Genomic DNA, 26293 nt, shown 5'->3' with positions numbered 1-26293 from the left:
CCTTCTTGAAACTCGCCTCCATCCGCCTCATGATCAGAAAGCTCTGCAATCAATCATAAAGTCTCCGGACAGACTCTTAGAGCCGACTTGTGAGGTATTCATGGGATAAAGGAAGGCCATTTCCAAAAAAGACGAAAATTCCAATTATTCAACTTAATCTTATGTATATTTTCCAGACCATTTATTCTTCCTGATTATATTTTTAACAATCCGGAAGCCGTTCAGTTTTCATACTCTTTTTGCAATTCTCCGTTTTTCTACGGAAGAAATCCGGCGCGTTTTTCCGCGATCGCTTTATAGGCGGCAATCTGCAATTTCCAATGATTGGAAATTGGAAATCGCCGAATCGCCCCCCTGCCTCCGGGGCCCTGCCTCTGGGGCCCCGCCTCTGACGGCTATGCATTTCAAACCACCCAAAGCTAGGATTGCCACTTATTCGCACTCGCGGTATGGTTTGCACCCTATCGGAGGGCGAGTTTGGAGACGCGGAGCATGGCAGGCGAGACGGGCAGGCGCTGGTTAACGGCGCGGCAGGCACGATGGCTGCTGGGCGGGCCAATGGCCGTGCTGATCGCCATATTGGCGATGGGGGCGATGCCGTTATGGTTCCCGGCCGGCGCCGCCGGTGTCGATCATCTGATCTTCCCGCTGATCCTGTTTCCAGCATTGTGGGCCGCCCCCTTCTTCTACGCCATCCTGGCGGAGAATCTGCGCCGCGCCGCGCTGCTCCTGACCGGCCTGGCCATTGTCAACGCGGCGGGCATCGCCGTGCTCTGGACCATTTCCTGAAAGACCGGATGCGATGATCGAACTCTCCCAGGCGCGCAGCAAAAGACTGCTGGCGGTGCATGGCTGGGCCGGCACGGTGCTGGGCCTGGCGCTCTATGTCGTTATCCTGACCGGTGCCGTGGTGGTGTTCGCGCATGAGATCGGCACCTGGTCGGTCAGCGGCAGCCGGGCGCAGCAGCCGCTCGCGGCGCCGATGGATGCGAAAATCCGCGAACTGGCCGGACAGGTCGATCCGGAATATCTGGACGACATCAACCTGTTCCACAATCCGGCGGGCCATATCAGCGCCTTCTTCCACACGCATGGCGTGAAGGAGGACGGCCATCCGATGGAAAAGGGCGTGCGCTTCACCTTCGATCCGGTGACCGGGGAGACCCTGACGCGCCAGGAAGGTTATGCCGACGAATTCGACGATCCGGTCAGCGCGCTGGAGCATTTCCTGGTCGAACTGCATGTGAACCTGCACGCGCCCAACCCGGTGGGGCTCTACCTTACCGGCATACTGGGCTTCGCCATGCTGGCGGCGGCGGTGTCCGGCTTCCTGCTGCACCGGCATCTCATCAAGGATCTGTTCGTCGCACCGCGCCTGTCGAGCCGGCTGCTGAACGCCCGCGACCGCCATATCCTGGCGGGCAGCTGGGGCCTGCCCTTCGCCTTCGTGCTGGCTTTCACCGGCGCGTTCCTCAGCTTCGCCGGCTCCATCGGGCTGATGACGATCAGCATGGTGGCGTTCGGCGGCGACCAGGAAAAACTGATCGAAACCATCATCGGCACGCCCGAGGGCGAGGATGCCACCCCGGCCCCGCTGGCCAATCTGGACGCGATGCTGCGGCAGTCCGCCGACAAGTCGCACTCCGCCCCGGCCTTCGTCTCGATCATGCATTATGGCCGCGCCGATGCGCGGGTCTTCGCCTTCCATCTTGCCGGTGAAGGCGAGTTGCAGAGCCAGCAGCATGTCTTCAAGGGCAGCGACGGTTCCTATCTCGGGCCGAAGCCGACCATCGGCACCACACCCTCGGCCGGCGATACCGCCTTCACCCTGGTCAGCGTGCTGCATTTCGGCACTTTCGCCGGCCTGCTGTCGCGGGTGATCTGGTTCGCGCTGGGGCTCGCCATGTGCTACGTCACGCTGACCGGCCTGCAGCTCTGGCTGCGCCGACGCGCGGACAGCCCACTGTGGCGCCGGCTCGGGCGGTCCGTGCCGGTGGTCGGCTATGGCCTGCCCATTGCGCTGGCGGCCAGCGGCATCGGCTACCTGCTGGCGCTGCCCGTCGGGACCGTGCTGTTCTGGACGCCCGCCAGCTTCCTGATCGCCTCTGGCCTCGCCATCGTCATCGGCTGCATCCTGCGCGACGAGGTGCTGCTTACCCGGCTTTACCGGGGGTTGCTGGGCGCCGTGCTGATCGCCCTGCCGGTGTTGCGCTGGCTGATCGACGGCACCGGCTGGGGCCCGCTGATGGCGAGCGGTAACGACATGGTGGTGCTGCTCGACCTGGCCCTCGCGACCGGCGGGATCGGCTATCTCTACGCTGCCTTTTCCCGCCGCCCGGAAGCCCGCTGGAGCGGCGCCAAGCGCCCGGTGGCCGCCGAATGACGACCGTGACAGTGACCCTGGCGGCGATCCTGCTCTCGCTCGCCGGCATCATCGTGCTGACCGCGACCGACCCGAAGCGCCGCCGCGTGTCCGGCCTGCCGGAAGCCAGGCGGCGCCCCGCCGCGCTGGCCAGTGTGCTGATCTTCGCACCCGGCATCGCCCTGCTGATCGCCGGCCAGTCCGCCGCCTTCGTTATGTGGCTGGCCGCGGTTCCGCTGGCGGGATGGCTGCTGGCGGCCCTCCCGCCCCGGCATGGTGACGCGCGCAGGCAGCAGGCCGAGAAGCTCTAGAGCCGGATCGTTTCAGGGTGAATCAGATATCTGGTTCACCCTGAAACGTGAATCCGCCTCTAATCAAAAAGATAGAGGGCGATTCACGCTTTAAATGCATCACTTGGGTGATCGCATTTAAAGCGATCGCACTCTAACCTGCCGGCGAGCCATCCTTGAACAGGTAGGGGCCGTCGAACGCCCCGATATAGCTCTGATGGGTGACCAGGCCGGCCGGAGTCCAGCTGTGCAGATGAATCGCCGGCGGCTCCATCATGAAGGCCGACGGGCCGCCGGGCCGCAGATCCAGCGCCACCTGATGCGCCGGGCTGGGCGCCACGCTGACCGGCGTGCCATGCCAGACCGCCTGGATCGGCCGGTGCAGATGGCCGCAAATCACGCGCTGCACCTGCCTGTGCCGGCTGAGGATGCCGCCCAGCGCCTCCGCGCCCTGCAGCAGGCCGATCTTGTCCATATGGGCGATGCCCGTCGGGAAAGGCGGGTGATGCAGCATGACCAGCGTCGGGCGCTCCGGCTGTTCGGCCAGCCGGTCGGAAAGCCAGCCCAGCCGGCCCTCGCACAGCTCGCCATGGCCGCGGCCCGGCGTCACCGTGTCCAGCGCCAGCAGGCGCAGCGGGTATTCCTCGATGGCGAACTGGATCCACTCCCCGCCCTGAGCCAAATAAGGATGATCGGGGAAGCCGGCGCGCAGCGCGCCGCGCGCGTCATGATTGCCCGGCATCAGATAGACCGGCATGGCGAGCGGCGCCAGGATGTCGCGCAGAATGGCATATTCGCCGGCACTGCCCTCATCCACCAGATCGCCGGTCATGACGACGATGTCGGGGCGCGGATCGAGCGCATTCACATGCGCCACCGCGCGTTCCAGATAGGCGGCGGTATCGACCCGGTTATAGGCCGGCTTGCGCTCGCGGGTGATGTGGGTGTCGGTGATCTGGGCAATCAGCATGATTCGGTCCTGGCTGGCAATTTAACTGGAAAGCTGGATCAGGGCGTCGGCATCGAAGGTCAGGCGTACCGTATCGCCGGATGCGATCTCGATGCGGTTGGGCACATCGGCAATCAGCGGTTCCGGCGCGATGCCCCCGACAATAAGCCGCTGGCGGTCGCCAAGGAAGAAGGCGGAGATTACCGTGCCGGTCAGGGCAGGCATGCCCTCTTCCGCCGGCCGGAGCGATTCCGGACGCAGCGCCGCCTCGACCGGCCCGTCCGGACCGGCCCAGGGCAGGCTGCCGCCGGGCAGTTCCAGCAGGCCGTTGCGCACCGTGCCGGACAGCCGGTTCATGGAGCCGATGAAATCAGCGACGAAGCGATCAGCCGGCTTCAGGTAGATGTCGCGCGGCCGGCCGATCTGCGCCACCTTGCCCTTGCTCATCACCACGATGCGGTCACCCAGCGCCATCGCCTCGGCCTGGTCGTGCGTCACATAGATCGCGGTGATACCGAGGCGCCGCAGCAGCCGGTCGATCTCCAACCGCAGATCCTCGCGCAGCTTCGCGTCCAGCGCCGTCAGCGGCTCGTCCAGCAGCAGCACGCGCGGTTCCACGGCCAGCGCCCGGGCCAGCGCCACGCGCTGCCGCTGGCCGCCGGACAGCTGGTCGATGGACCGGTCGGCCAGTTCCGTGATGCGCATCATGTCCAGCATCTCGGCGACGCGGCGGCGGCGTTGGGATTCCGGCACGCGGCGGATCTTCAGCCCATAGGCGATGTTGCCGGCGACGCTCATATTCGGGAACAGCGCGTAGGACTGGAACACCATGCCGACATTGCGCTTCTCGATGGGCAGCGCGGTGACATCCTCATCGTCGAACAGGATGCGCCCGCCCGCATCCGGCATTTCCAGCCCGGCGATCAGCCGCAGCGTCGTCGTCTTGCCGCAGCCGGAGGGGCCGAGGAACACCAGCGTCTCGCCGGCATTGACCTCAAGATCGAGTGGTTCCAGCGCGCGCGTGCCATCGGGGAAAATCTTGGCGCAGCCGGCCAGGCGGATACGGGTTCCAGGCGTGGTCATGTCTCAGGTTTCCTTGCGCCGGCGCGGGCGCGACAGGGCCTGCATCGCCATCAGCAGCGGCAGGATCATCACGAAGAAGATCAGCGTGTAGGCGCTGCCGATCTCGAGGCGCATCGAGGCGTAGCTGTCGGCAAGCCCGACCGGCAGCGTCTTGGTCAGGGGCGTGTGCAGCATCCAGGTCAGGTTGAATTCGCCGATCGAGAGCGTCACCACCATCAGCGAGCCGGCCAGGATGCCCGACCGGCAATTCGGCAGGATCACGCCAAAGAAGCGCTGCGGAAAGCTGGCGCCCAGGCTGCGCGCGCCCTCCTCCAGCGTCTTAAGGTCAATCGAGGACAAGACCGCCAGCACGGCGCGGATCATGAAAGGCAAAGTGAACAGCACATGGCCGACCAGGATGAAGGCGGCGCTGGTGCGGAACTCGCGGAAGCCGCCATAGGCGATCAGCAATGCCAGAGCAGTCGCCAGGCCGGGCACGGCGACCGGCACCACCAGCATTTCCTCGATCAGCCGCGTCAGTCGCGACGGTCGCTTGGCCAGCGCATAGGCCGCCGGCACGCCGAGGACGAGGGTACAGGCGAGGCAGGCCAGCGCCAGCCCGAGCGACAGGGCCAGCGTGTCGGCATAGAGGTCGAGCACCCGCCACACCCAGCGCAGCGTCAGGCCACTGCTGATGCCTTGAAAGAAATTCACCGTGACGCCGGCCAGCATCGACATCAGCACCGGGATCACCAGAAAGGCGGCGACCAGCAGGGTCAGCGCCAGTTGTGCGGCAAACAGGAAGGGACGGTTCATCGCCCTCACCCCGCCGCCGCGACAGAATTGCCGGCCGCCGTCCGGGCCAGCGCCAGCACCGCCCAGGTGATGAGGCCGAGGATCAGGCTCAGTGCCGCCGCCATGGCGATGTTCGCGTGCAGCGTGAACTCCGTGTAGATGACCATCGGCAGCACATCGATATTGGTCGCCAGGGTGAAGGCGGTGCCGAAGGCGCCCATCGAGGTCGCGAAGCAGATCGCGCCGGAGGACAGCAGCGCCGGCAGCAGGCCGGGCAGGATGACGTCGCGGGTGACGGCGAAGGTGGAGGCCCCCAGCGACCGCGCCGCCTCCTCCAGCCTTCTATCCAGCTTCTCGGCGGAAGCCATGACGGTCAGGATGACGCGCGGAATGGAGAAATAGAGATAGCCGACGAACAGCCCGGCCATGGAATAGGCGAAGACCAGCTTCGAGCCGGTCATCGTCTCGGTCAGCGCGCCGATCAGCCCCTGCCGTCCGGCCAGCATGATGACCAGGAAACCGACCACCACGCCGGGAAAGGACAGCGGCAGCGTCATGATGCCGATCAGCACGGCACGGCCGGGGAAGCGGTTGCGTTCCAGGAACAGGCCGCACACCGCGCACAGAACCAGCGTCGCCAGCGTCACCCCGGCCGACAGCAGCACGGTGGCGATCAGGCTTTCGCGATAGCGCGCATCGGTCAGGATCGCCGCATAGGCCATGATCCCGTCCGGGCCGCTGCCGGCGGCCAGCGCCAGCCGGCCGATGGGCAGCAGGAAGAAGGCGCAGAACACCAGCAGGGCCGGGGCCAGCAGCATCGCCAGCAGGAAATTGTCGCGTTTGTCGGACATAGAAACCGGTTCCGGACGGAAAAGGCGATGGCGGCGGGGCTGGAGCGACCCCGCCGCCTTCAACACAGTTGGGTTAACGGACTTCCGCCAGATAGCGCGCGCCGAAGCCCTTCTGCACCTCGGCCATCTTGGCGTAGTTCACCGGCTTGGCGCGGGCATAGTCGGCCGCCGGCAGGAACTTGGACGCTGCTTCCGCCGACATGGCGCTGGCGCGCACCGGCCGCAGGAAGGCATTGGCCCAGAGTGCCTGGCCCTTGTCGGACATCACGAAGTCCAGCACCTTCTTGCCGTTCGCCTCATGCGGCGCGCCCTTCACCAGGCTCATGACGTAGGGCACGACCACCGAGCCTTCCGCCGGGATGACGAAGGCGACATTGGCCTTGTCCTTGTACTTGGCGCGGTAGGCGTTGAAGTCATAGTCGATCAGGATCGGAATCTCGCCGGACAGCACGCGGGCGTAGGAGGTCTGCTTCGGCACGATCGGATCGTTCTTCATCAGTTCCTTGAAGAAGGCGATGCCGGGGGTGAAATCCTCCAGGCTACCGCCCATCGCGCCGTTGATGGCGACGGCGCCGGCATAGCCGACAAAGGCGCTCGACGGGTCGAGATAGCCGACCATCCCCTTATATTCCGGCTTCAGCAGGTCCTTCCAGGAGGTGGGGACCGGCTTGCCGCCCAGCGCATCGACATTCACCATCAGGCCCAGCGTGCCGGAATGGATGGTGAACCAGTTGCCCGCCGGGTCCTTCAGACCTTCGGGAATTTCGTCGAAGCCGGCTGGCTTGTAAGGCTGCACCACGCCTTCCTTGGCGGCCTGGATACCGAAGGAAACGCCGTAATAGGCGACATCAGCAACCGGATTGGCCTTCTCGGCCAGCAGCTGCGACAGGGTCTGGCCGGAATTCTTGTTGTCGTGCGGCACGGCAATGCCGGTGTTTTCCTTGATCGCCTTCAGCTGCGAGGCCCAGTCGGCCCATTCCGGCGGGCAGTTGTAGCAGATCGCATTGCCTTCGGCGGCGGCGGGCTGCCAGGCGGCGGCCCCGGTAATCGCGGTGACGGCCAGCGCGGCGGCGGCCAGAAGATGGCGGGTGCTCATGAAAAATCTCCTTCTGTGGCAGTTGGACGGAGCGGGATGACATCCGCCAGGCGAGGCGACGGCTTCGCCGCCGACTCACCGGGCCGGATCTGGTGCGGCAGGATCACCTGGCGCGGCATGGCGCCGGTGCCAAGACGGCCAAGCAGATGCCCGACCGCCTGCTGGCCCATCACATGGCTGGGCTGGACCAGCGAGGTAAGGCTGGGGCTGGTGAGCGCGCTGAGGGCGATACCGTCGAAGCCGGTGACGGTGACGTCACGTGGCACCGCCAGCCCCAGCGCACGGCAGGAACGGATCGCCGCCAGCGCCAGCAGATCGGTTGTGCAGACCAGCGCCGTAGGTGCTGGACGCCCGCTGAACAGGCCGGCCAGCAGCGGCGCCATCTCGGTATCGTCGAAGCGCACTTCCAGCAGCAGACCGGGCGGCAGGGCGGCTTCGCGCAGCGCATCGGCAAAACCTTCGAAGCGCAGGCGCGACCGGTCGGAGGCGGTGAAGGAGCCGGCGATCATGGCGAAGCGCCGGTGGCCGAGGCCGATCAGGTAGCGCACCAGATCGGCCATGGCGCGGCGGTTGTCGATGGTCACGGCCGGGCGGCCGCCTTCATCCGGCTGGTTATAGACCAGCACATAGGGCACGCCCTCGGCATCCAGCATGTCCAGCGTCTCATTCTCCGCCGCATCGGCGACAGTGAGCACCAGCCCTTCGACGCGGTTGGCCAGCAGCGCCTCGACGGCGCTGCGCTCGCGGCCCGGATCGTAATCGGTGGCGGCCAGCAGCGTGGCATAGCCGGCGGCGCCCGCCGCCTCCTGGCAGCCCTGAACGGAATCGGCGAAGACCGGGTTGAACAGCGACGGCACCAGAATGCCTATGGTGCGGCTGCTGCTGGTCTTCAGCTGCCGGCCAATGGCGTTCGGCCGGAAGCCGATCTCCACCATCGCCGCGCGCACCGCCTCGGCCCGATCCACGGCCACCGGCCCGGTGCCGTTGATGACCCGCGACACGGTGGCGATGGACACACCGGCCACACGGGCAACATCACGGATGGTCGGCGTCTTGCGCATGGGTTTGTCCGGTCTCCGATCAATGACCGGGACACCATGACAGCGCCGTGTGACGCCACGGTTACAGCGATGTAAACGTTTTCATACAATCACGCCCGGTATGGCAGGCGATGCGCTTCGGCCTGAACATCCGCAACCGCTTCGACGTGATGTGGCCCCGCCTTCCCGGACAGATAGCGGCCAGCGCGGTGAACCGGATCATGGCAGGGGAACGCCCATGATCCGGTTCGCCGATCCGCCCGTAAACCTCTGCGGGCCGAGCCTCTGCTGGTGGAAACCGGGTCGATCAGAATCTGTAGCTGACGAAAACGCCGGTGCTGAACTGATCCTCGGAGCCGCGAACCGACACCAGCGGGCTGTCGGCGGCGTCGCCCAGCATGCGCTTGTAGCCAACCCGGCCGGTGACGCTCCAGTTTTCCGTCAGCCGGTAGTCGAGATCGAAGGTAATGCCGGCATCCTTGAAGCCGCTTTCCGCAGTGTATTGCTGCATGCCGCTGCGTGCCGACTGCGTGGCGGTGACGCCATAGAAGGTCTGGGTGTAATTATCGTCCGCCCAGGTGGTGGAAATTTCGCTGCGCAGCATCAGCTTCGGCCCCAGCGACAGCCGGTGTCCGGCCGAGAGTTCCGCCGTCAGCCCGTCATGCGCGTCGCTGACATCGCGGAACAGGGTGAGGTCGGCCGACCAGGGGCCGGTGCTGTAGCTGATGAAGCCGCCGATTTCGACACCGCCATCGATATCGCCCAAGCCGCGCAGATCGTCATTATCACTCTGGTCGCGGCCGAATTCGTAGCGGACCAGCGGGCCGATCTGCAGCTTGTCTCCCGGATTCGGGCCTTGCAGGGTGATGGCATTGGCGCCGAGCGTCGGGCCGCGCAGGAAGACGAGGTCGCGGTAATTCACCATCAGCAGGGGCAGCGGAGTGACCTCGTAATCGTCGCTGCCTTCGTAGTCCGGCTGGAACAGGCCGCCGGCACCCAGCATGACCTCCCAGTCGCTTTTTCCCGTTTTATCGTCCGGTTTCTGGCCCGGCTGCTGCGCCAGGGCGGCAAAGGGCAGTGCGGACAGCGCCGCGGCGGCAAGCAGGATACGCGGCAGACTGGGAAGGATCGTGCTTTTCATCGGGGAAGGCCCTTTGCTGGGGAAGTAAAGATGGGGGCATCCTAATCCGCCGGGCGGCTGGGCGGGTGTCGGTTCCATGTCGATATGTTTCAGAATGTTGCGGCGCCTGCGCCGGGTTTGAGCCAGGTGATATAGTGGCTTCAGCCCAAGGCACCAGAGGCAGATGTGAGCATCAAACCCACCACCCACGTCCTGATCGTCGATGACGATCACCGCATCCGCGCCATGCTGGCGCGCTTCCTGACCGATCACGGGCTGAAGGTCAGCCAGGCCGGCGATGGCCGGGCCATGTTCTCCGTGTGCGAGACGGCGCGCATAGACGTCATCGTACTGGATATCATGATGCCGGGCGAGGACGGCCTGTCGCTCTGGCCCCGCATGCGGGGGCAGAGCAGCGTGCCGATCATCCTGCTGACCGCGATGAGCGGCGACACCGACCGGATCATCGGTCTGGAGATCGGCGCCGACGATTATGTGGTCAAGCCCTTCAATCCGCGCGAGCTGCTGGCCCGTATCCGCGCCGTCACCCGCCGGCTGGGTGCCGCCAGCATCAATGCTGAGCGCCCCGTCGCGACAATCTACGAATTTGCCGGCTGGCTGCTCAATTCCAGCCGGCGCACCCTCACCTCGCCGGCCGGCGCGCTGACCGACCTGACAAGCGGCGAATTCGATCTGCTGGCGACCTTCCTGGAGTTTCCGCAGCGCGTGCTGACGCGCGACCAGCTCCTGGATCTGGCGCATGGCCGCATGAGCGAGGCCATCGACCGCAGCATCGATGTGCAGATCAGCCGGCTGCGCCGCAAGATCGAGGCCGATCCGCAAGACCCGGCCTTCATCAAGACCATCCGCAACGAAGGCTATTTTTTCGCCATACCGGTCACGCTGCAGCAGGATTTGGCCATGAGGATAAAGGTGTGAGGATTCCGCTCTGGTCGCGGCTGCGGCTCGCGCCGCGCATTGCGCTGGTCATCGTCGGCGGCCTGCTGGCGGTGAAAGCTGTCGATGAGGTGATGCCGCTGGTAATTCGCCCGCCCCAAATCATGTTCTTCGACCGCGACTGGCTGCTCGACAATCTGCACGATATACGCGACCGCAGCGTCGCCGTGCCAGCCGCTGAACGGTCGGTCGCGCTGCAAGACCTGCCGGTCCGGCGTTGGCTCGATATCGAGCCTTTGAATACGCGACCGGAGTTCCCTCACACCTCTCGGACCGGCGCTTTTGCCGAATTGCATCTGCAGATCGCCGATACGCTCGGCCTGGCACCGCAGGATGTGTTGCTGATGGCGGATGATCTGGACGATCCGGAATATTCGCCGCGCCCCCTGGTCGTCATCCTGCCGCCGCTACCGACGGTGATGACGGATGTGCTTGATGATAGGCGCAGCAATATGCTCAGCAGCGATCTGCGCATCGCCTTCCGCATCGGTTCCGGGGGATGGCTGCTGGTGATGCCCAGGAGCGACGGGCAGGAAACCGTGCGGATGATCCGCAACGTGCTGCTGCCGATCTCCGTGGTTCTGATAATCGGCCTGTTGTCGATCTGGGTGGCGCGCGGCATCGTCAGGCCGCTGGACGATCTGGCGGCGGCGGCGGAAAAGCTGGGCCGCAACCGCGAGCTCAGCCTGGTCGGCGATTTCAACGCGCCGGAGTTGCGGGCCATCGGCCATTCCTTCAACGAGATGCAGCTGCGGCTGAAGCAGTTCGTCGATGACCGCCTGCAGATGATCGCCGCGATCAGCCATGATCTGCGCACCCCGCTCACCCGGCTGCGGCTGTTCGCCGAATATGTGCCGGACCCGGAGCAGCGGCGCCAGGTGCTGTCGGACATCAATGAGATGGAGGCGATGGTGAGCGCGACGCTGACCTACGCCAGCAATCAGTTGAAAGATGAGGCACGCAGCGCCGTCGATCTTGGCTCGCTGCTGATCAGCCTGTGCGACACCGCCGCCGATGCCGGTTGTCGCGTCGTCTATGACGGCCCCGATCATGCCGGCCTGACCTGCCGGCCGGTGGCGATCCGCCGGGTCTTCGCCAATCTGATCGATAATGGCTGCAAGTTCGGCAGCGAGGTCCGGGTGACGCTGCGCGACGGGCGGGACATCATCGCCATCACCATCGCCGATGACGGGCCGGGCATCCCGGCGGCGCAGCGCGAGGAGGCGTTCCGCCCCTTCACGCGGCTGGAGACCTCACGCAACCGCGAGACCGGCGGCACCGGCCTTGGCCTGACCATCGCCAGCGATGTGATCCTGGCGCATGGCGGTGTCATAGAGCTAGGGGACGCACCGGCCGGCGGCCTGCTGGTAACGGTGATGCTGCCAAAGGCACGGTAAGCCTGCGTGCAGCCGGAAGAGGACAGCGTTTGCAGTGTGAAAGCCAGAGGGGCCCAGCGGGAATTGCGCTGCGATCCCTCCCGGGAGCGCTCTGAAAATTCATGAAACCGAAATAATCTGCGATCTCCCGCAGCCTAGACTGGCCGCCTTATCGGTAGCACCGGGGCAAGGCCATGCGGGCGCGGGACCAGGAAAAATGCCCTGTGAAGGGCACGCAGGAATATGGCCTGATCGATGCCATCGAAAGCGCGTCCGAGGCCTTCGTCATCTGGGATGCGCAGGACCGCCTGGTGTTCTGCAACTCCCGCTACAAGAGCTTCTTCGCCGAACCGGAAAAAGTGTGCCCCGGCGTGCGCTTCGATGCGCTGGTGGAGATGAACATCGCCTATACCAGCGTCGCCGAGATCAGCCTGCTGCCCGCCGGCTGGGACCCGGACCAGTACCGCCGCGCACGGATGAACTGCCATAATCTGGCCCGCGACACCTTCATCCAGCTGCGCGACGGGCGCTGGCTGCAATCCTGCGAACGGCGCACCCGCGAGGGCGGCATCGTCGGCGTCTATACCGACATCACCGAGCGCAAGCGCGCCGAGGAGGCGCTGGATGCCGCCAAGCGGGCGGCGGAGGAGGCAAACCTCGCCAAGTCGCGCTTCCTGGCCGCCGCCAGCCACGATCTGCGCCAGCCGCTGCACGCCGTCGGCATTCTCGTTTCGGCGCTGGCGGCCCGGCTGGAAGACGACCGGCAGAAGGAGATCGCGGCGCAGATCGGCGAATGCCTGGAAACCGTCTCCGGCCTGTTCGATGCGCTGCTCGACATCTCCAAGCTGGATGCCGGCGTGGTCACGCCAGCCTTCGCGGCGGTGCCGCTGGGGCCGCTGCTGAAGGCGCTGCGCCGGGAATTCGCGCCGCTGGCCGAGCGCAAGGGTGTCGCCCTCACCATTCTCGACAGCGGGCTCGCCGTGCGCAGCGACCCGGCGATGCTGGGCCGTATCCTGCGCAACTTCCTGTCGAACGCGATCAAATATACCGAGACCGGCCGCGTGCTGGTGGGCGTACGCCGCCGCGCCGATGGGCTGCGGCTCGATGTGATCGACACCGGGACAGGCTTCGACCCGGCGGAAGCCGACGCGGTGTTCCGGGAATTTCACCGGCTGGAGGGCACGGCGGCACAGCAGGGCATCGGGCTGGGCCTGTCCATCGCCGACCGGCTGGCGCGCCTGCTGGGGCACCGGCTGGAAGTGGCGACGCGGCCCGGCTTCGGTTCGCGCTTCTCACTCTCCGCCGAAGCCGCCGAGGCGACAGCCGTACCAGCTGCCGTGCCTCTTGCGCCGAACCGACTGCTCGCCGGGCGCCGGCTGCTGCTGGTCGATGACGACCCGGAAATCCGCCGTGCCGCCCTGCTGCTGTTCGAGGCCTGGGGCTGCCAGGCAGCGGCCGCCGCCGGGCTGGACGACGTCGCGGCGGCTCTGGAGCAGCTGGATGGCGCGCCGGAAGTCCTGATCGTCGATTATCACCTGCAGCGTGGCCGTACCGGCGACCGGGTCGCCGCCCGCATTGCCGAGAAGCTGGGCGCGCCGGTACCGACCGTCATGGTGACCGGCGAAACCGCGCCGGAACTGCTGCAGAAAGTGCAGGATCTGGGCTTCCCGGTGCTGCACAAACCGCTGCAGGCGATGCGGCTGCGCGCCATCTTGCAGCATCTCTTAGCCTAAACCTTGCGGTAACGCCGGGCCAGCACGGCAGCCTCGATGCGCGAGGCCACGCCCAGCCGGCGCAAGGTCTGCGAGACCTGATTCTTCACCGTCTGCTCGGCCAGCCCCAGCCGGCCGCCGATGGCGCGGTTGGACAACCCCTCCCCCAGCAGCATCAATATGTCGGCCTGCCGCTCCGTAAGGCCAAGCGTCGCGGGGTCCAGCGCCGGCAGGCCGGGCTCCGGCTCTTCCTCGCGGTCGATCATCGAGGGCGGCACATAGACGCCGCCGGCCAGCACCAGCCTGAGCGCGCCGGCCATCACCTCCGGCCGGGTCGATTTCGGCAGATAGCCCGCCGCCCCCGCCGCCAGTGCGCGGCGGATCAGCGCCGGGGTCTCGTCCGCCGAGACCACCACAACGGCGACCGCCGGGAAGTGCCGCCTCAGCAACTCCAGCCCCTCCAGCCCGCGCGCGCCGGGAATGACGAGATCCAGCAGCGCCAGCCCGATATCCGGGTCGCGTGTCAGGCAATCCACCACCTGCGGCAGGGTCTCGACCTCCAGCACGGCCATATCGGGCGCGCAGCCTTCCAGCATCTCGCGCAGGCCGCGGCGGATCAGGGCGTGGTCGTCGGCGATCAGGGCCTTCGGCATCGCATATCACCGTATGACGGAACCGGTACGGTACGAAAGTACCAAGCTTCTCGCACCCGCACAATCGCCGATCCGGGCGCGCTTCCGGCGGGCCGGCCGGATCATCCGTCCCGTCATCCGGTACCTCTTGTTGCCCAATATTCAAGCCACGGTCAAAAAAGGAACCGCATACCTGGCCTAGGGTCCTCCTGTCTTCTGCACAAAGGACAGGGTTCCCGATGGCTGGTATCGACATTGACGGCGTCACCAAGAATTTCGGCCGCACCGAGGTGCTGCGCCGGGTCGATCTCGACATTCGGCCGGGCGAATTCATGACGCTGGTCGGCCCGTCAGGCTGCGGCAAGTCCACGCTGCTGCGCATCGTCGCCGGACTGGAGATGCAGTCCAGCGGCTCCGTGCGCATTGCCGAGACGGCGGTGGACGGGCTGCGGCCGCGCGACCGCGACCTCGCCATGGTGTTCCAGTCCTATGCGCTCTATCCGCATCTGACGGTGGCGGAGAACATCGCCGTTCCCCTGCGCATGCGTCAGCTGAAGGGCCATCAGCGCTGGCCGCTGGTCGGCAAGCTGATGCCGGGCACCGGATCGCTGGAAAGCGCTATCGCGGCGGAGGTCCAGAGCGTCGCTGCCATGCTGGATATCGGCCATCTGCTGGACCGCAAGCCGGGGCAGCTGTCGGGCGGGCAGCGCCAGCGCGTGGCGCTGGGCCGCGCCATGGTACGCCATCCCAAGGCCTTCCTGATGGACGAGCCGCTGTCCAACCTGGATGCCAAGCTGCGTGTCCATATGCGCGCAGAGATCGCGCAGCTGCACCGCCGGCTGGGTACCACCTTCATCTATGTCACGCACGATCAGGCCGAGGCGATGACCATGTCGGACCGGATCGCCGTGATGATGGATGGCGCGGTGCTGCAGGTGGCCGCACCGGAGACCGTCTATAACGACCCGAGGGATATCCGCGTCGCAGAATTCATCGGCAGCCCGAAGATCAACGTGCTGCCCGCGACGGTCACGGAGGATGGCGCGCTGGCGGTCGAGGACCGCACGATCCGCCTGGCCCCCGCCGCCCGCACCGGCGAACTGGTACGGCTGGCCTTCCGCCCGGAACATGCGGCGCTCGCCGCGCCGGAAAGCGCCGCACTGCTGGGCCGGGTCGCGCATCTGGAAAATCTCGGGTCCGACCTGCTGGTCCATATCCTGGCCGGCGAGGAGGAACATCCGCTGGTAGTGCGCAGCGAACCCGGCATACTCCGTCCCCGCATCGGTGAGAATGTGGGTATCGACCTTGCCGGCCGGCTGCCGCTGCTGTTTGGACAGGACGGCAAGCGCATCGACGTGGCCCCGGCTGCCCCGGCGACCACGCGGGAGACGGCGCATGGCTGACCACGCGCTCGACCGGCAACTCGGCGATAACGGGCCGCTTGCCCTGCCACGGGCCGTGCCGGCCGGGATCGGGCGTTGGGTCCGGCTGCGCCAGGCGATGGCCGCCTATGCGCTCTGCACGCCGGCGGTGGTGCTGATGATTGCACTGCTGGTCGGACCGATCCTGGCGGTGATGGCGCTGTCGCTGACCGATTATCAGCTGGGCGCGAAGAGTCTCGCCTTCATCGGTCTGGAAAACTATGCCGACATGTTCGGCGACCGGGTGTTCTGGATCTCGCTGACCAACACGATGATCTATGTCGCCCTCGTCGTGCCGGGCTCGGTGCTGCTGGGCCTCGGTGTCGCCCTGCTGATCGAGGCCGGCGACAGCGGCAAGACCTTCTACCGCGCGGTGTTTTTCCTGCCGGTGATGGCGACGCTGATCGCCATGGCCATCGTCTGGGAATTCATGCTGCACCCGCAATTCGGGCTGGTGAATTTGCTGCTGAAGCTGGTCGGCATGACGCCGCAGAACTGGCTGACCGATGGCGATCTGGCGCTCTACGTACTGGCGACCATCGGCATCTGGCAGGCGGTCGGCTTCAACATGGTGCTGTTTCTGGCCGGCATCGTCTCGATCCCGCGCTTCCTCTACGACGCCGCCGAGATGGACGGCGTGCCCAGCGCCTGGGAGCGCTTCCGCCTGGTGACCTGGCCGATGCTGGGGCCGGTGACGTTGTTCGTGGTGGTCATCACCTCGATCCGCTCCTTCCAGGTGTTCGACACCGTGCATGTGCTGACCAAGGGTGGCCCGAACAAGGCGACCGAGGTGCTGCTCTACACCATGTACGCGGAAGGCTTCGAATTCTTCCGCTCCGGCTATGCCGCCGCCATCACCGTCGTCTTCCTGGCCTTCGTGCTGCTGCTCACGGTGGTGAAAACCCAGCTGATCGACAAGAAGGTGCATTACCAATGAGTGCCCGCTCCACCCTTGGCCCGACCCTTGGCTTCGCCGTTCTGCGCCATGCGCTGCTGCTGGCCGGTGCCGCCTTCATGCTGGCCCCGTTCGTGTGGATGCTCTCCACCTCGCTGAAGCCGTCGACGGAAATCTTCCTCGACCATATCCGCCTGTGGCCCGACCAGCTGGCAGTGGTGGAGAATTACACCGCCGCCTTCACCAAGGCGCCGCTGCTGTGGTTCCTGCTGAACGGGGCGATCGTCACCATCTCGATCTTCGCGCTGCAGGTGCTGGTGGCCCTGCCCTGCGCCTATGCGCTGTCGAAGCTGCGCTTCAGGGGCAAGCAGACGCTGTTCGCGGTGGTGCTGCTGTGCCTGCTGATCCCGCCGCACGCCATCTCGGTGCCGCTGTTCCTGCTGTTTCACCAGATCGGCATCCTCGACAGCTACGCAGCCCTGGTGGTGCCCTTCACCATCTCGGTGTTCGGCATCTTCCTGATGCGGCAGTTCTTCATGACCGTGCCGGATGATCTGATCGACGCCGCGCGGATGGACGGCATCTCGGAATTCGGCATCGTCTGGCGCGTCATGCTGCCGACCGCCATCCCGGCGCTGACCGCCTTCGGCATCTTCTCCGTGGTCGCCCACTGGAACGATTATTTCTGGCCGCTCATCGCCATCAACAGCGAGCATCTGCTGACGCCGCCGCTCGGCGTCGCCGCCTTCCGCAATCAGGAAGCCGGCACGGATTTCGGCCCGCTGATGGCCGCGGCCACCATTGTCATCGCCCCTCTCGTGATCGCCTTCCTGATGGCCCAGCGCCGGTTCATCGAAGGCATCGCGCTGACGGGCATGAAGTAGTCCCACCCCTGAAAGGAGTAACGCTCATGCTGAAGAACCTTCTTGCCAGCGTCGCCATCGCCGGCGTCATGGCCGCCGGTGCAGCGCAAGCCGCCACCGAGATCGTCGTGCAGTATCCCTATGGCGAACTGTTCAATGAGACCCACAAGCAGATCGCGGCGGAATTCGCCAAGAAGAACCCGGACGTCAAGGTCACCTTCCGCACTGCCTATGATTCCTACGAGGAAGGCACCCAGAAGATCCTGCGCGAGGCGGTGACCAACCAGCTGCCCGACGTCACCTTCCAGGGCCTGAACCGGGTGCGCATCCTGGTGGACCGCGACATCGCCGTGCCGATGGATGATTTCATCAAGGCCGAGAAGGACTTCGAGAAGGAAGGCTTCCACCAGGCGATGTTCGATATCGGCACCCAGAACGGCAAGGTCTATGCCCTGCCCTTCGCCATCTCGCTGCCGATCACCTACTGGAACCTCGATCTGGTGAAGCAGGCCGGCGGCGACCCCGCCAACCTGCCGACGACCTGGGACGGCGTCATCGCGCTGGCCAAGAAGATCGACGCGCTGGGCCCGGACATCAACGGCATCACCTATGTCTGGGACATCACCGGCAACTGGCTGTGGCAGGCCCCGGTCTTTGCCCAGGGCGGCACCATGCTGAACGCCGATGAGAGCAAGGTCGCCTTCGACGGTCCGGAAGGCCAGTTCGCGATGAAGACGCTGGCCCGCTTCGTCACTGAGGCGAACATGCCGAACCTGTCGCAGGCCGACGCCCGCGCCACCTTCGCCGCCGGCAAGACCGGCGTGCACATCACCTCGACCTCCGACCTTGCCAAGACCACCGGCATGATCGGCGGCAAGTTCAAGCTGAAGACCCATGTCTTCCCGGACGTGAAGCCGGGCAGCGGCCGCCTGCCGGCCGGCGGCAACGTCGCCATGATCGTCTCCACCGACAAGGCGAAGCAGAAGGCCGCCTGGGAGTTCATCAAGTTCGCCACCGGCCCGCTGGGCGCGTCGATCATGGCGAAGACCACCGGCTACATGCCGCCGAACAAGGTCGCCAACGACGTGTATCTGAAGGATTTCTACGTCCAGAATCCGAACAACTACACCGCCGTGAAGCAGCTGCCGATCCTCACCAAATGGTACGCCTTCCCGGGTGAGAACGGCCTGAAGATCACCGACGTGATCAAGGACCACATGAACTCCATCGTCACCCGCAGCCGCTCCAGCGAGCCGGAGAAGGTGCTGGAGGGCATGACCCGCGACGTCCAGAAGCTGCTGCCGAAGAAGGCCAGCTGACCCCTCGCCTCGACCTGCCGGGGCCGGCCGCGAGGCCGGCCCCGCTTTGCTGAAAGAGCTGATGATGAAACTGATCCATCTGACCGATACCCACTTCGTGCGCGCGGGCGAGCTGCTCTACGGTCTCGATCCCAAGGCACGGCTGGATGCCTGCATCGCCGACATCAACCGCAATCATGGCGACGCCGACCTTGCCGTCATCACCGGCGATCTGACGCATTTCGGCGACCGCGAGGCGTTCCAGGCGCTGCGCCAGTCGCTGGACGCGCTGACCGTGCCGGTGCAGCTGATCGTCGGCAACCACGACACCAACGCGGCGTTTCGCGAATTCTTCCCGGACGTGCCGGTGGACGAAACCGGCGCGGTGCAGAGCGTGCGCGATACCGAGGCCGGACGGCTGATCTTCCTCGACACCACCAAGGCCGGCACTCATGCCGGCTGGTACGACGAGGCCCGGCTGGACTGGCTGGAAGCGCGGCTCGCGGAAAGCGGCGACGCGCCGGTCTTCCTGTTCATGCATCATCCGCCGCTGCTGCTGGGCGTGCCGGCGATGGACCGCATCGGGCTGATGCAGCGCGACCTGTTCAACGCCCGGATGACGCCTCATCTGCCGCGCATCCGGCACGTCTTCTTCGGCCATGTGCACCGGCCGATCTCCGGCTCCTGGCGCGGCGTGCCGTTTTCCACCCTGCGCGCCATGAGCCACCAGGTCTGGCTGGATTTCAACGACGATGTCGAAGGCGTTCCCGGCAGCCACGAACCGCCGGCCTACGCCATCGTGCTGGTCGAGCCGGAGCAGGTTGTCATCCATTTCCACGACTTCCTGGACGACAGCCGGAAGTTCAACCTGCGCGACGTGGAATACGGCTTCTGGGACGAGCAGGAAGCCCGACTTTCCGCCGCGGAATAAGAAGCCCGGTCACGCTGGCGGGCCACGCCGGCATCCAGCTGTAAAGATGGATGCCGGCGATCTCATCAAACCGGCAGCAACCTAAGGGAGCCGGTGACACGCCGCAGAGGTTGCGGATGGCGAGGACAGGCATGATGCCGCTGCGCGACACCGGGGCGGGATATTCCAAAGACGGATCACAAGATACGCGCATTGCAGCATTGATTATTTATCTACCGGACAGCGATACTCCCAGGCTCTAAAGTCTTGGCCTTGAACGCCATTGTCTTGAAAACCTCGCTCCTGGGCTTCGGCTCCCTACAGGCGCGACCGAAGGCGCTATGGGTCCAATCCTCGTGAAAACCGGGAGATTCCGTTGATCCGCAAAAAACTGCCCTTCACCTGCGAAAAGCGCTCGGCCTCAGGTGATTTGGGCATTGTCGTGACGAATTCTCCGCTCGGCACAGCGGCGGGCAGCGAGATGCTGGCGGCTGGCGGGAATGCCATCGATGCCGCCGTCGCGGCGCTGCTGACACTCACCGTTGTCGAGCCGATGATGGTGGGGATCGCGGGTGGCGGGATTTCGCACATAAGGCTGAGTGACGGCCGCCATGTGGTGATCGACGCGCTGTCAACTGCGGGGGCAGCAATGCACCCGACGATGTTCACACCCGTTTCCGACCGTCCCGAGCAATACAGCGACACGCTTGATCGGCGCAATCTCGTCGGACCATCGGCCGTCGCCGTTCCGGGAAATCTGCGCGGCTGGTGCCTGATGCAGGAAAAATACGGCAAACTGCCCTTTGCCGACGTGGTCGAACCGGCGATACAGGCCGCGAAACGCGGCTTCACCGTCAGTCACTATCTGAATGGCGCGATCAAAGAGCATCAGGCTGATCTTGCGGCGGATGCAGAGATCGCACGGCTGATGCTGCCGGGCGGCACCCCGGCGGAACCGGGCAGCCGCATGGTGATGGGTGACTATGCCGACAGCCTGCGACAGGTGCAGGCGGAAGGCGCATCGGCGCTGTATGGCGAGGCGCTGGGGCGCGCCCTGATCGATCGGCTGCAGACCGGCGGTCCGGACGCCGGTGTTCTGACGCTGGAAGATCTTGTTTCCTATACCGCCATCGAACGCGAGGCGGTCTTCGGCACATATCGCGGACACACCATCGCCGGTCCGCCGCCACCGGCCTCATCCGGCGTGCACATCGTTCAAATGCTGAACATGCTGGAGAGTTTCGACGTCGCCGCCATGGGTTTCGGCAGCGTGGAGTCTCTCGGCCTGTTGGCCGAGGTGATCCGCATTGCCTTCGAAGACCGGCGCACCGCATCTGGCGACCCCGATTTCGTCAATGTGCCTGTGGAACGCTATATTTCGAAGGACTATGCCCGCACCTGCCTGCAGCGGATGAAGGAAAGGCCGGCGCCGCATCCTTCGCTTCATGAAAGCCGCGACACCACGCATGTCACAGCGGCCGACCGTGACGGGAATATCGTCGCCGCCACACATACGATCAACAGTCTGTTCGGCGCACGCATCATGGTTCCCGGCACCGGCATTATTCCCAATAACTACATGCTGAACTACGATCCGCGCCCCGGTAAGGCGATGTCGATCGCCCCTGGCAAACGGGTGCCGACAGCGATGGCGCCAATGATCATCCTGAAGGAGGATCGCCCCGTCTTCGCGCTGGGTTTGCCGGGCGGGGTGCGCATTTTCCCGTCGGCGATGCAGGCCATTGTGAACCTCATCGATCACCGGATGAGCCTCCAGCAGGCCGTCGAGGCACCGCGGCTCTGGACGGAAGGCCACCATATCGAACTGGAACCGGCCTACGCGGATATGGAAGAAGCGCTTGTGAAGCAGGGCCGGGAGGTACGCCTGGTCAAGACCGTAGGCGGCGGCATGAACGCCATCGCTTTCGAAGAAGACGGGATGATGACAGGGGCGGCCTGCTGGCGGGCGGACGGCACCGTGATGGCGCAAAGCGGCGGGCTGGCCCGCCCTGGAGTTCGCTTTCGCCTCTGACGACCCGGGCACCACGGTAAGGTTGTTATTGATCAGAGATGGTCCCCACCGTCTTGGACAGCGTGGCGGCTTATTGATTATCGAGTTCGAAAGCGGATATTCACATCAATTGGCAGGCTGCCAGCCGTTGTTTCAGTCACCGCTGGCCGTGCCAGCCGATGCTGCCAGGTCGAAATCGCGCCGGGTGAGAGCGATATCGGCCAGCGTGTAACGGTCCAGTGTGGTCACGAACGCTTCCAGCGCTTCGTTCAGAACCGCTGGAAGCTTGCAGCAGCCAGAAACCAGACACCGACCCTCCGCGACGAAACATTCGACCAGGGCGAAATCAGGCTCGGTTGCCCTGACCACAGCGCCCAGATTGATCTCCTCCGGCGGGCTGGCCAGGGCGAAGCCGCCGGTGCGCCCGCGTACCCCGCGCAAATAGCCCGCCCGGATCAGGATATTCACGACCTTCATCAGATGCGCCCGAGAGATGCCATAGACCCGCGCCGTCTCCTCAATGGTGACGAGCCGGTCATCGACCGTCGCGGCATACATCAGAACCCGTAATGCGTAGTCGGAAAATGCGGTCAGGCGCATGGCACGTCACAGGCTCCGGCAGGCTGCATGGTTATTCCTCTTCTGCAGGCGAGAGTATGTCCTATCGCCCGGCACGGAAAGCCGACAGGAAAGCGACTTTGTTCAATAAAGACATATTTACAATACATCTTTCTTGAATTACCGTCCATTCATGCTTTCAGCACGATGAGATTGCCGTGTCCGACTACCACAGCCCCAGCAAAACCGGTATCGACGAGGCGATGATCGAGAGGCTGGTCCGGCGCTTCTATGAGAATATCCGGGCCGACGAACTGCTGGGACCGATCTTCGCCTCTCGCATCGACGCCTGGGAACCGCATCTGCAGCGCATGTTTGCCTTCTGGTCGTCGGTCACGCTGATGACCGGCCGCTACAGTGGCAATCCGATGCAAAAGCACATCGCCCTGCCGATCGATGCAGACCATTTCGACCGCTGGCTCGAAATCTTCGCCGAAACAGCGGCGGAAATCTGCCCGCCGGCCGCGGCCCGCCTGTTCGTGGAAAAGGCGTCCCGTATCGCGCAGAGCCTGGAACTGGGCATCGCGCATCGTCATTGCCAGCTCATCAACCGGGAGCAACGATTCTATCGTCCGAAAACGCCATCCTGACGACAGAGCGCGCCCCCGGTTCAGCGCCCCCGGCTGAGGGCCAGCGCCGGCGAGGCCTCCAGCAGGGCGCGGGTATAGGGATGGTCGGAGCGTTCGAACACCGCCTCGGTCTCGCCCTGCTCGACGATGCACCCCTCCTGCATGACGATCACCCGGTTGGCGATCTGCCGCACGGCGGCGAGGTCATGGCTGATGAACAGGCAGGAAAAGCCGTGGCTGCGCTGCAGGCTCTCAAGCAGGTCTAGGATCTGCTTCTGGATCGTCATGTCCAGCGCGCTGATCGGCTCGTCGGCGATCACCAGCTCCGGCCGCCGGATCAATGCCCGGGCGATGGCGACGCGCTGGCGCTGCCCGCCGGACAGCTGGTGCGGAAAGCGCCGCCCGTAATCGGCCAGCCCAACCTCGACCAGCGCCTCCTCGATGCGGGCGTGTTTGCCGTTGGCGCTCATCCCGTCCAGCAGGCGCAACGGCTCGCCGACGATGTCGCCGACACGCATGCGCGGATCGAGTGAGGAATACGGATCCTGCGAAATCAGTTGGCAGGCCATGCGGAAACTGTGCATCCCGGCCCGGCCCGCCTGCAGCAGCGGCATGCCTTTGAAGCGGATGGTGCCGCCCGAGGGTTTGACCAGGCGCAGGATGGCCCTTCCCAGCGTGGTCTTGCCCGATCCGCTGCCGCCGACCACGGCCACTGTCTCGCCCGCCCGCACCGTCAGATCGACACCCTTTACCGCCCGCATATCGGTGGCGCGCTGGAACAGCCCGCCGCGCCGCCGGAAGGTGACGTGCAGCTTCTCCACCGCCAGCACCACCTCGCCGGCACGCTCTGCGCCGTCGCGCGGCCGCGGGCGCGGAATCGCCTCGACCAGCCGCCTCGTGTAGAGCTCTCGCGGCGCGCCGATCACCTGCGCGGTGGGGCCGGATTCCACCAGCCTGCCCTTCTCCAGAACGACACAACGCTGGCTGTAGCGCGCCACCACACCGAGATCGTGGGTGATCAGCAGCACCGCCGTGCCCATCTCGCGGGTCAGCCCGACCATCAGATCCAGCACCTCGCGCTGGGTCAGGCTGTCCAGCGCCGTGGTCGGCTCGTCGGCGACCAGCAGGCGCGGCTTCAGCATCATGACGGAGGCCAGCATCATGCGCTGGCGCATGCCGCCGGAGAATTCATGCGGGAATGCCAGCAAGCAGCGTTCCGCATCCTCGATGCCAACCCGGCGCAGCATCTCGGCGCAGAGCGCGCGGCGTTCCGCCCGGCCCATACCGGGACGGTGGATCGTCAGCCCCTCCTCCATCTGCGCGCCAATGCGCAAGGCCGGGTTCAGCGACACCATGGGCTCCTGGAACACCATGCCGATCTCGCCGCCGCGCAACTTCCGCAGGCGGTGCCAGGGGGCGTCCTCGATGGCCTCGCCGGACAGCGCGATGCCGCCCGCCACGCGCACCAGCCCCGGCGGCAACAGGCCCAGCACGGAGCGCGCGACCATGGTCTTGCCGCTGCCGGATTCGCCGACCACGGCCACCACCTCGCCGGCACCGACCGAGAAGGACACATCATCGACGACGAGTCCGGCGCCCGGCACGCCGATCTTCAGATTCGTGATGTCCAGAACGCTCGTCATTATTGCGCCATTCCTATTGCGCCATCCGGGGATCAAGCCGGTCGCGCAGCGCGTCACCCAGCAGATTGATGCCCAGCAGCGTGACCGCGATGCACAGGCCAGGCGCGATGCCGAGCCAGGGCGCGCTTTCGAGATAGGGCCTGGCACCCGCCAGCATGTTGCCCCAGGTCGGGGCCGGCGGCGGCACGCCGAGGCCGAGGAAGGACAGCGCGCTCTCCGACAGGATCACCCAGCCGAACATGCTGGTCGCCAGTACCGCGATCGGGGCGATGGCATTCGGCAACACATGGCGGGCCATGGTGTAGATCTCGCCATTGCCCAGCACCCGCGAGGCCTCGACATATTCGCGCTCGCGGATCGACATCACCGTGCCGCGCACCACGCGCACAACCGACGGCGTATAGGCAATGCCCAGCGCCAGGATGATGCCATAGCGGTTCGGCCCGATGACCGCCATCAGCCCCAGCGCCAGCAGCATGCCGGGAAACGCCAGCAGCGTGTCGTTCACCGTCATGATCGCGCGGTCGGTCCAGCCCCTTACATAGCCGGTGACGACGCCGACCGCGGTACCGCAGATCACTGCGAAGGAAACCGTGAGGAAGGAGATCGAGGTGCTGCTGAGCGCGCCGGCCATCGCCCGGCTCAGCACATCGCGGCCGAACTCGTCGGCGCCGAACAGATGGGCGGACGATGGAGGAGCAAAGCGCGCGCGCAGATTGATCCCCAGCGGATCGAACGGCGTCCAGACCAGCGCCAGCGCGGCCGCCCCCAGGATCACGGCCATCAGCGCGCCGCCGATCAGCGCATTGGCGCGCTTGTTGCGGAAGCTGAAAAGGGTGGCGATCATTCGGACATCACCCTCGGGTCGAACAGCGGGTAGCAGAGATCGACGATCAGGTTAACCACCACATAGATGACGGCGGTGAACAGCATGCAGCCCTGGATCACCGGATAGTCGCGCGCGAAGATCGCATCGACCAGCAGTCGGCCAAGCCCCGGCAGGGTGAATACCGTCTCTACCACCGCGATACCGCCCAGCAGATTGCCCAGCACCAGCCCGATCAGCGTCCAGGTCGGCGCGAAGGCGTTGGGCAGCGCGTGGCGCAGCAGGACCGCCCCTTCCGACACACCCTTGGCGCGGGCATGGGTGATGTATTCCAGGCGCAGCACCTCCACCGTGCTGGCGCGCGCCATGCGGGTCAGCACGCCGATCTCGATCAGGATCAGGGTCAGCGTCGGCAGTGCGATATAGGCAAGGGCCGCCGCCCAATCCTCGGCGAAGGAGACATAGCCGATCACCGGCACCCAGCCGAGCTTCAGCCCGAACAGCAGCAGCAGGAGAAGGCCGAGCCAGAAGCTGGGCAGGGAGAGCAGCAGCGTGGCGCCGGCGATGATGAGAATGTCGGTCAGCCGGTTCTGCCGCCAGGCGGCGATCATGCCGAGCGGCACGGCGACGAAGGCCGCCACAGCAACCGCGATCAGCACGATCGAGGCGCTGACCTGGAAGCGGTCGAGGATCAGCGGCGTAACCGCGGCGTCGTTAGAGATCGAATGTCCGAGATCGCCGGAGACCGCCTTCAGCAGCCACAGGCCGAACTGCACATAGAGCGGTTCTTCAAGGCCATAGGCCTCGCGGATGTCGCGCACCATCGCCGCATCGGCGGCGTCGCCCAGCATCAGCGCGATGGGATCGCCCGGCACCAGCCGGATCAGCACGAAGACGGAGAGCGAAACCAGCAGCAGCGTCGGAATCGTGGTCAGCAGCCGGCCGATCAGATAGCGCAGCATGGCGGTTCCGCTCTCCCCTTCGGACTCTGGATATG

General features: G+C 65.4%; 25 protein-coding genes. 13 read left to right on the top strand and 12 right to left on the bottom strand.

Annotated features, from left to right (window positions below):
* The first annotated feature begins 492 nt into the window (after window positions 1-492).
* From BKM74_RS17305 to BKM74_RS17295, 3 genes are read left to right on the top strand one after another with little or no spacing between them, the layout of a single operon-like run.
* Window positions 493-789, top strand: coding sequence for a hypothetical protein (locus BKM74_RS17305; protein WP_086466965.1), 297 nt, complete (start codon window positions 493-495; stop codon window positions 787-789).
* Between the two features lie 13 nt (window positions 790-802).
* On the top strand, window positions 803-2383 hold the full coding sequence (locus BKM74_RS17300) for a PepSY-associated TM helix domain-containing protein (RefSeq protein WP_086466964.1): 1581 nt from the start codon (window positions 803-805) through the stop codon (window positions 2381-2383).
* On the top strand, window positions 2380-2673 hold the full coding sequence (locus tag BKM74_RS17295; RefSeq protein WP_086466963.1) for a hypothetical protein: 294 nt from the start codon (window positions 2380-2382) through the stop codon (window positions 2671-2673). Before BKM74_RS17300 ends, BKM74_RS17295 begins: the two co-directional genes overlap by 4 nt.
* Before the next feature lie 133 nt (window positions 2674-2806).
* Here the strand turns inward: BKM74_RS17295 and BKM74_RS17290 are convergent, their stop codons facing one another.
* From BKM74_RS17290 to BKM74_RS17260, 7 genes are all read right to left on the bottom strand, one after another.
* Window positions 2807-3622: a phosphodiesterase gene (locus BKM74_RS17290; RefSeq protein WP_086466962.1), complete on the bottom strand. Its 816-nt coding sequence runs from the start codon at window positions 3620-3622 to the stop codon at window positions 2807-2809.
* A 21-nt stretch (window positions 3623-3643) separates the two neighbouring features.
* A complete protein-coding gene (locus BKM74_RS17285; RefSeq protein ID WP_086466961.1) occupies window positions 3644-4684 on the bottom strand; it encodes an ABC transporter ATP-binding protein in 1041 nt (346 codons plus the stop codon).
* Window positions 4685-4687: 3 nt separating this feature from the next.
* Window positions 4688-5479: an ABC transporter permease gene (locus tag BKM74_RS17280; RefSeq protein WP_086466960.1), complete on the bottom strand. Its 792-nt coding sequence runs from the start codon at window positions 5477-5479 to the stop codon at window positions 4688-4690.
* Between the two features lie 5 nt (window positions 5480-5484).
* Window positions 5485-6309 carry an ABC transporter permease gene (locus tag BKM74_RS17275; protein ID WP_086466959.1) on the bottom strand — a complete coding sequence of 275 codons (825 nt, stop codon included), beginning with the start codon at window positions 6307-6309 and terminating at the stop codon, window positions 5485-5487.
* Between the two features lie 73 nt (window positions 6310-6382).
* Window positions 6383-7405 carry an ABC transporter substrate-binding protein gene (locus BKM74_RS17270; RefSeq protein WP_099045584.1) on the bottom strand — a complete coding sequence of 341 codons (1023 nt, stop codon included), beginning with the start codon at window positions 7403-7405 and terminating at the stop codon, window positions 6383-6385.
* On the bottom strand, window positions 7402-8466 hold the full coding sequence (locus BKM74_RS17265) for a LacI family DNA-binding transcriptional regulator (protein ID WP_086466958.1): 1065 nt from the start codon (window positions 8464-8466) through the stop codon (window positions 7402-7404). Before BKM74_RS17265 ends, BKM74_RS17270 begins: the two co-directional genes overlap by 4 nt.
* Window positions 8467-8752: 286 nt before the next feature.
* Window positions 8753-9586, bottom strand: a complete 834-nt coding sequence (locus tag BKM74_RS17260; protein WP_176342598.1) for a MipA/OmpV family protein — start codon at window positions 9584-9586, stop codon at window positions 8753-8755.
* A gap of 165 nt (window positions 9587-9751) precedes the next feature.
* Between BKM74_RS17260 and BKM74_RS17255 the strand changes: the two genes are divergently transcribed.
* The 3 genes from BKM74_RS17255 to BKM74_RS17245 all read left to right on the top strand — a co-directional run bounded on the left by BKM74_RS17255 (window position 9752) and on the right by BKM74_RS17245 (window position 13631).
* On the top strand, window positions 9752-10504 hold the full coding sequence (locus tag BKM74_RS17255; RefSeq protein WP_086466956.1) for a response regulator: 753 nt from the start codon (window positions 9752-9754) through the stop codon (window positions 10502-10504).
* Entirely contained in the window at window positions 10501-11919 is a 1419-nt protein-coding gene (locus tag BKM74_RS17250; RefSeq protein ID WP_086466955.1) for an ATP-binding protein, read from the top strand. Before BKM74_RS17255 ends, BKM74_RS17250 begins: the two co-directional genes overlap by 4 nt.
* 203 nt (window positions 11920-12122) lie before the next feature.
* Entirely contained in the window at window positions 12123-13631 is a 1509-nt protein-coding gene (locus BKM74_RS17245; protein ID WP_245825987.1) for an ATP-binding response regulator, read from the top strand.
* Here the strand turns inward: BKM74_RS17245 and BKM74_RS17240 are convergent.
* Complete coding sequence (locus BKM74_RS17240; protein ID WP_086466953.1) at window positions 13628-14263, bottom strand: response regulator transcription factor; 636 nt, start codon at window positions 14261-14263, stop codon at window positions 13628-13630. The two genes, BKM74_RS17245 and BKM74_RS17240, sit on opposite strands and share 4 nt — an antisense overlap.
* Before the next feature lie 218 nt (window positions 14264-14481).
* Between BKM74_RS17240 and BKM74_RS17235 the strand changes: the two genes are divergently transcribed.
* The 6 genes from BKM74_RS17235 to ggt all read left to right on the top strand — a co-directional run bounded on the left by BKM74_RS17235 (window position 14482) and on the right by ggt (window position 21661).
* Window positions 14482-15645 (top strand): ABC transporter ATP-binding protein, encoded by a 1164-nt coding sequence (locus BKM74_RS17235; protein WP_086466952.1) that lies wholly within the window; start codon window positions 14482-14484, stop codon window positions 15643-15645.
* Window positions 15638-16600, top strand: coding sequence for a carbohydrate ABC transporter permease (locus tag BKM74_RS17230; protein ID WP_099045583.1), 963 nt, complete (start codon window positions 15638-15640; stop codon window positions 16598-16600). Before BKM74_RS17235 ends, BKM74_RS17230 begins: the two co-directional genes overlap by 8 nt.
* The gene (locus tag BKM74_RS17225) at window positions 16597-17442 is read left to right on the top strand and encodes a carbohydrate ABC transporter permease (protein ID WP_086466951.1); all 846 of its coding nucleotides are present in this window, start codon (window positions 16597-16599) and stop codon (window positions 17440-17442) included. The genes BKM74_RS17230 and BKM74_RS17225 overlap by 4 nt, the downstream gene beginning before the upstream one ends.
* A gap of 26 nt (window positions 17443-17468) precedes the next feature.
* The gene (locus BKM74_RS17220; RefSeq protein ID WP_086466950.1) at window positions 17469-18740 is read left to right on the top strand and encodes an ABC transporter substrate-binding protein; all 1272 of its coding nucleotides are present in this window, start codon (window positions 17469-17471) and stop codon (window positions 18738-18740) included.
* Window positions 18741-18801: 61 nt separating this feature from the next.
* Window positions 18802-19650, top strand: coding sequence for a phosphodiesterase (locus BKM74_RS17215; protein WP_245825986.1), 849 nt, complete (start codon window positions 18802-18804; stop codon window positions 19648-19650).
* A 355-nt stretch (window positions 19651-20005) separates the two neighbouring features.
* Window positions 20006-21661, top strand: coding sequence for a gamma-glutamyltransferase (gene ggt, locus BKM74_RS17210; protein WP_086466948.1), 1656 nt, complete (start codon window positions 20006-20008; stop codon window positions 21659-21661).
* 132 nt (window positions 21662-21793) lie between these two features.
* Here ggt and BKM74_RS17205 read toward each other — a convergent pair whose 3' ends face one another.
* On the bottom strand, window positions 21794-22240 hold the full coding sequence (locus tag BKM74_RS17205; RefSeq protein ID WP_086466947.1) for an RrF2 family transcriptional regulator: 447 nt from the start codon (window positions 22238-22240) through the stop codon (window positions 21794-21796).
* A gap of 176 nt (window positions 22241-22416) precedes the next feature.
* On the opposite strand from BKM74_RS17205, the gene BKM74_RS17200 reads away from it, so the two are divergent.
* Window positions 22417-22848, top strand: a complete 432-nt coding sequence (locus tag BKM74_RS17200) for a group III truncated hemoglobin (protein WP_245825985.1) — start codon at window positions 22417-22419, stop codon at window positions 22846-22848.
* Window positions 22849-22868: 20 nt separating this feature from the next.
* On the opposite strand, the gene BKM74_RS17195 is transcribed toward BKM74_RS17200, so the two are convergent.
* The 3 genes from BKM74_RS17195 to BKM74_RS17185 are packed head-to-tail and all read right to left on the bottom strand — an operon-like array spanning window position 22869 to window position 26258.
* Window positions 22869-24470, bottom strand: a complete 1602-nt coding sequence (locus tag BKM74_RS17195; protein WP_086466946.1) for a dipeptide ABC transporter ATP-binding protein — start codon at window positions 24468-24470, stop codon at window positions 22869-22871.
* Between the two features lie 13 nt (window positions 24471-24483).
* Complete coding sequence (locus BKM74_RS17190) at window positions 24484-25317, bottom strand: ABC transporter permease (RefSeq protein ID WP_086466945.1); 834 nt, start codon at window positions 25315-25317, stop codon at window positions 24484-24486.
* Entirely contained in the window at window positions 25314-26258 is a 945-nt protein-coding gene (locus tag BKM74_RS17185; protein WP_086466944.1) for an ABC transporter permease, read from the bottom strand. Before BKM74_RS17185 ends, BKM74_RS17190 begins: the two co-directional genes overlap by 4 nt.
* Window positions 26259-26293: the final 35 nt, after the last annotated feature.

The sequence above is a fragment of the Oceanibaculum nanhaiense genome (assembly GCF_002148795.1).
Lineage (GTDB): Bacteria > Pseudomonadota > Alphaproteobacteria > Oceanibaculales > Oceanibaculaceae > Oceanibaculum > Oceanibaculum nanhaiense.
This window is presented reverse-complemented; position numbering and strand designations above follow the sequence as displayed.

Bases quoted from the DNA above. Each gene is read 5' to 3' on its own strand.
- BKM74_RS17290 (WP_086466962.1), bottom strand. From the start codon at position 3,622: ATGCTGATTGCCCAGATCACCGACACCCACATCACCCGCGAGCGCAAG.
- BKM74_RS17235 (WP_086466952.1), top strand. From the start codon at position 14,482: ATGGCTGGTATCGACATTGACGGCGTCACCAAGAATTTCGGCCGCACC.
- BKM74_RS17225 (WP_086466951.1), top strand. From the start codon at position 16,597: ATGAGTGCCCGCTCCACCCTTGGCCCGACCCTTGGCTTCGCCGTTCTG.
- BKM74_RS17280 (WP_086466960.1), bottom strand. From the start codon at position 5,479: ATGAACCGTCCCTTCCTGTTTGCCGCACAACTGGCGCTGACCCTGCTG.
- BKM74_RS17295 (WP_086466963.1), top strand. From the start codon at position 2,380: ATGACGACCGTGACAGTGACCCTGGCGGCGATCCTGCTCTCGCTCGCC.
- BKM74_RS17285 (WP_086466961.1), bottom strand. From the start codon at position 4,684: ATGACCACGCCTGGAACCCGTATCCGCCTGGCCGGCTGCGCCAAGATT.
- BKM74_RS17260 (WP_176342598.1), bottom strand. From the start codon at position 9,586: ATGAAAAGCACGATCCTTCCCAGTCTGCCGCGTATCCTGCTTGCCGCC.
- BKM74_RS17185 (WP_086466944.1), bottom strand. From the start codon at position 26,258: ATGCTGCGCTATCTGATCGGCCGGCTGCTGACCACGATTCCGACGCTG.
- BKM74_RS17240 (WP_086466953.1), bottom strand. From the start codon at position 14,263: ATGCCGAAGGCCCTGATCGCCGACGACCACGCCCTGATCCGCCGCGGC.
- BKM74_RS17265 (WP_086466958.1), bottom strand. From the start codon at position 8,466: ATGCGCAAGACGCCGACCATCCGTGATGTTGCCCGTGTGGCCGGTGTG.
- BKM74_RS17305 (WP_086466965.1), top strand. From the start codon at position 493: ATGGCAGGCGAGACGGGCAGGCGCTGGTTAACGGCGCGGCAGGCACGA.
- BKM74_RS17190 (WP_086466945.1), bottom strand. From the start codon at position 25,317: ATGATCGCCACCCTTTTCAGCTTCCGCAACAAGCGCGCCAATGCGCTG.
- BKM74_RS17275 (WP_086466959.1), bottom strand. From the start codon at position 6,309: ATGTCCGACAAACGCGACAATTTCCTGCTGGCGATGCTGCTGGCCCCG.
- BKM74_RS17220 (WP_086466950.1), top strand. From the start codon at position 17,469: ATGCTGAAGAACCTTCTTGCCAGCGTCGCCATCGCCGGCGTCATGGCC.
- BKM74_RS17230 (WP_099045583.1), top strand. From the start codon at position 15,638: ATGGCTGACCACGCGCTCGACCGGCAACTCGGCGATAACGGGCCGCTT.
- BKM74_RS17270 (WP_099045584.1), bottom strand. From the start codon at position 7,405: ATGAGCACCCGCCATCTTCTGGCCGCCGCCGCGCTGGCCGTCACCGCG.
- BKM74_RS17215 (WP_245825986.1), top strand. From the start codon at position 18,802: ATGATGAAACTGATCCATCTGACCGATACCCACTTCGTGCGCGCGGGC.
- BKM74_RS17205 (WP_086466947.1), bottom strand. From the start codon at position 22,240: ATGCGCCTGACCGCATTTTCCGACTACGCATTACGGGTTCTGATGTAT.
- BKM74_RS17195 (WP_086466946.1), bottom strand. From the start codon at position 24,470: ATGACGAGCGTTCTGGACATCACGAATCTGAAGATCGGCGTGCCGGGC.
- BKM74_RS17300 (WP_086466964.1), top strand. From the start codon at position 803: ATGATCGAACTCTCCCAGGCGCGCAGCAAAAGACTGCTGGCGGTGCAT.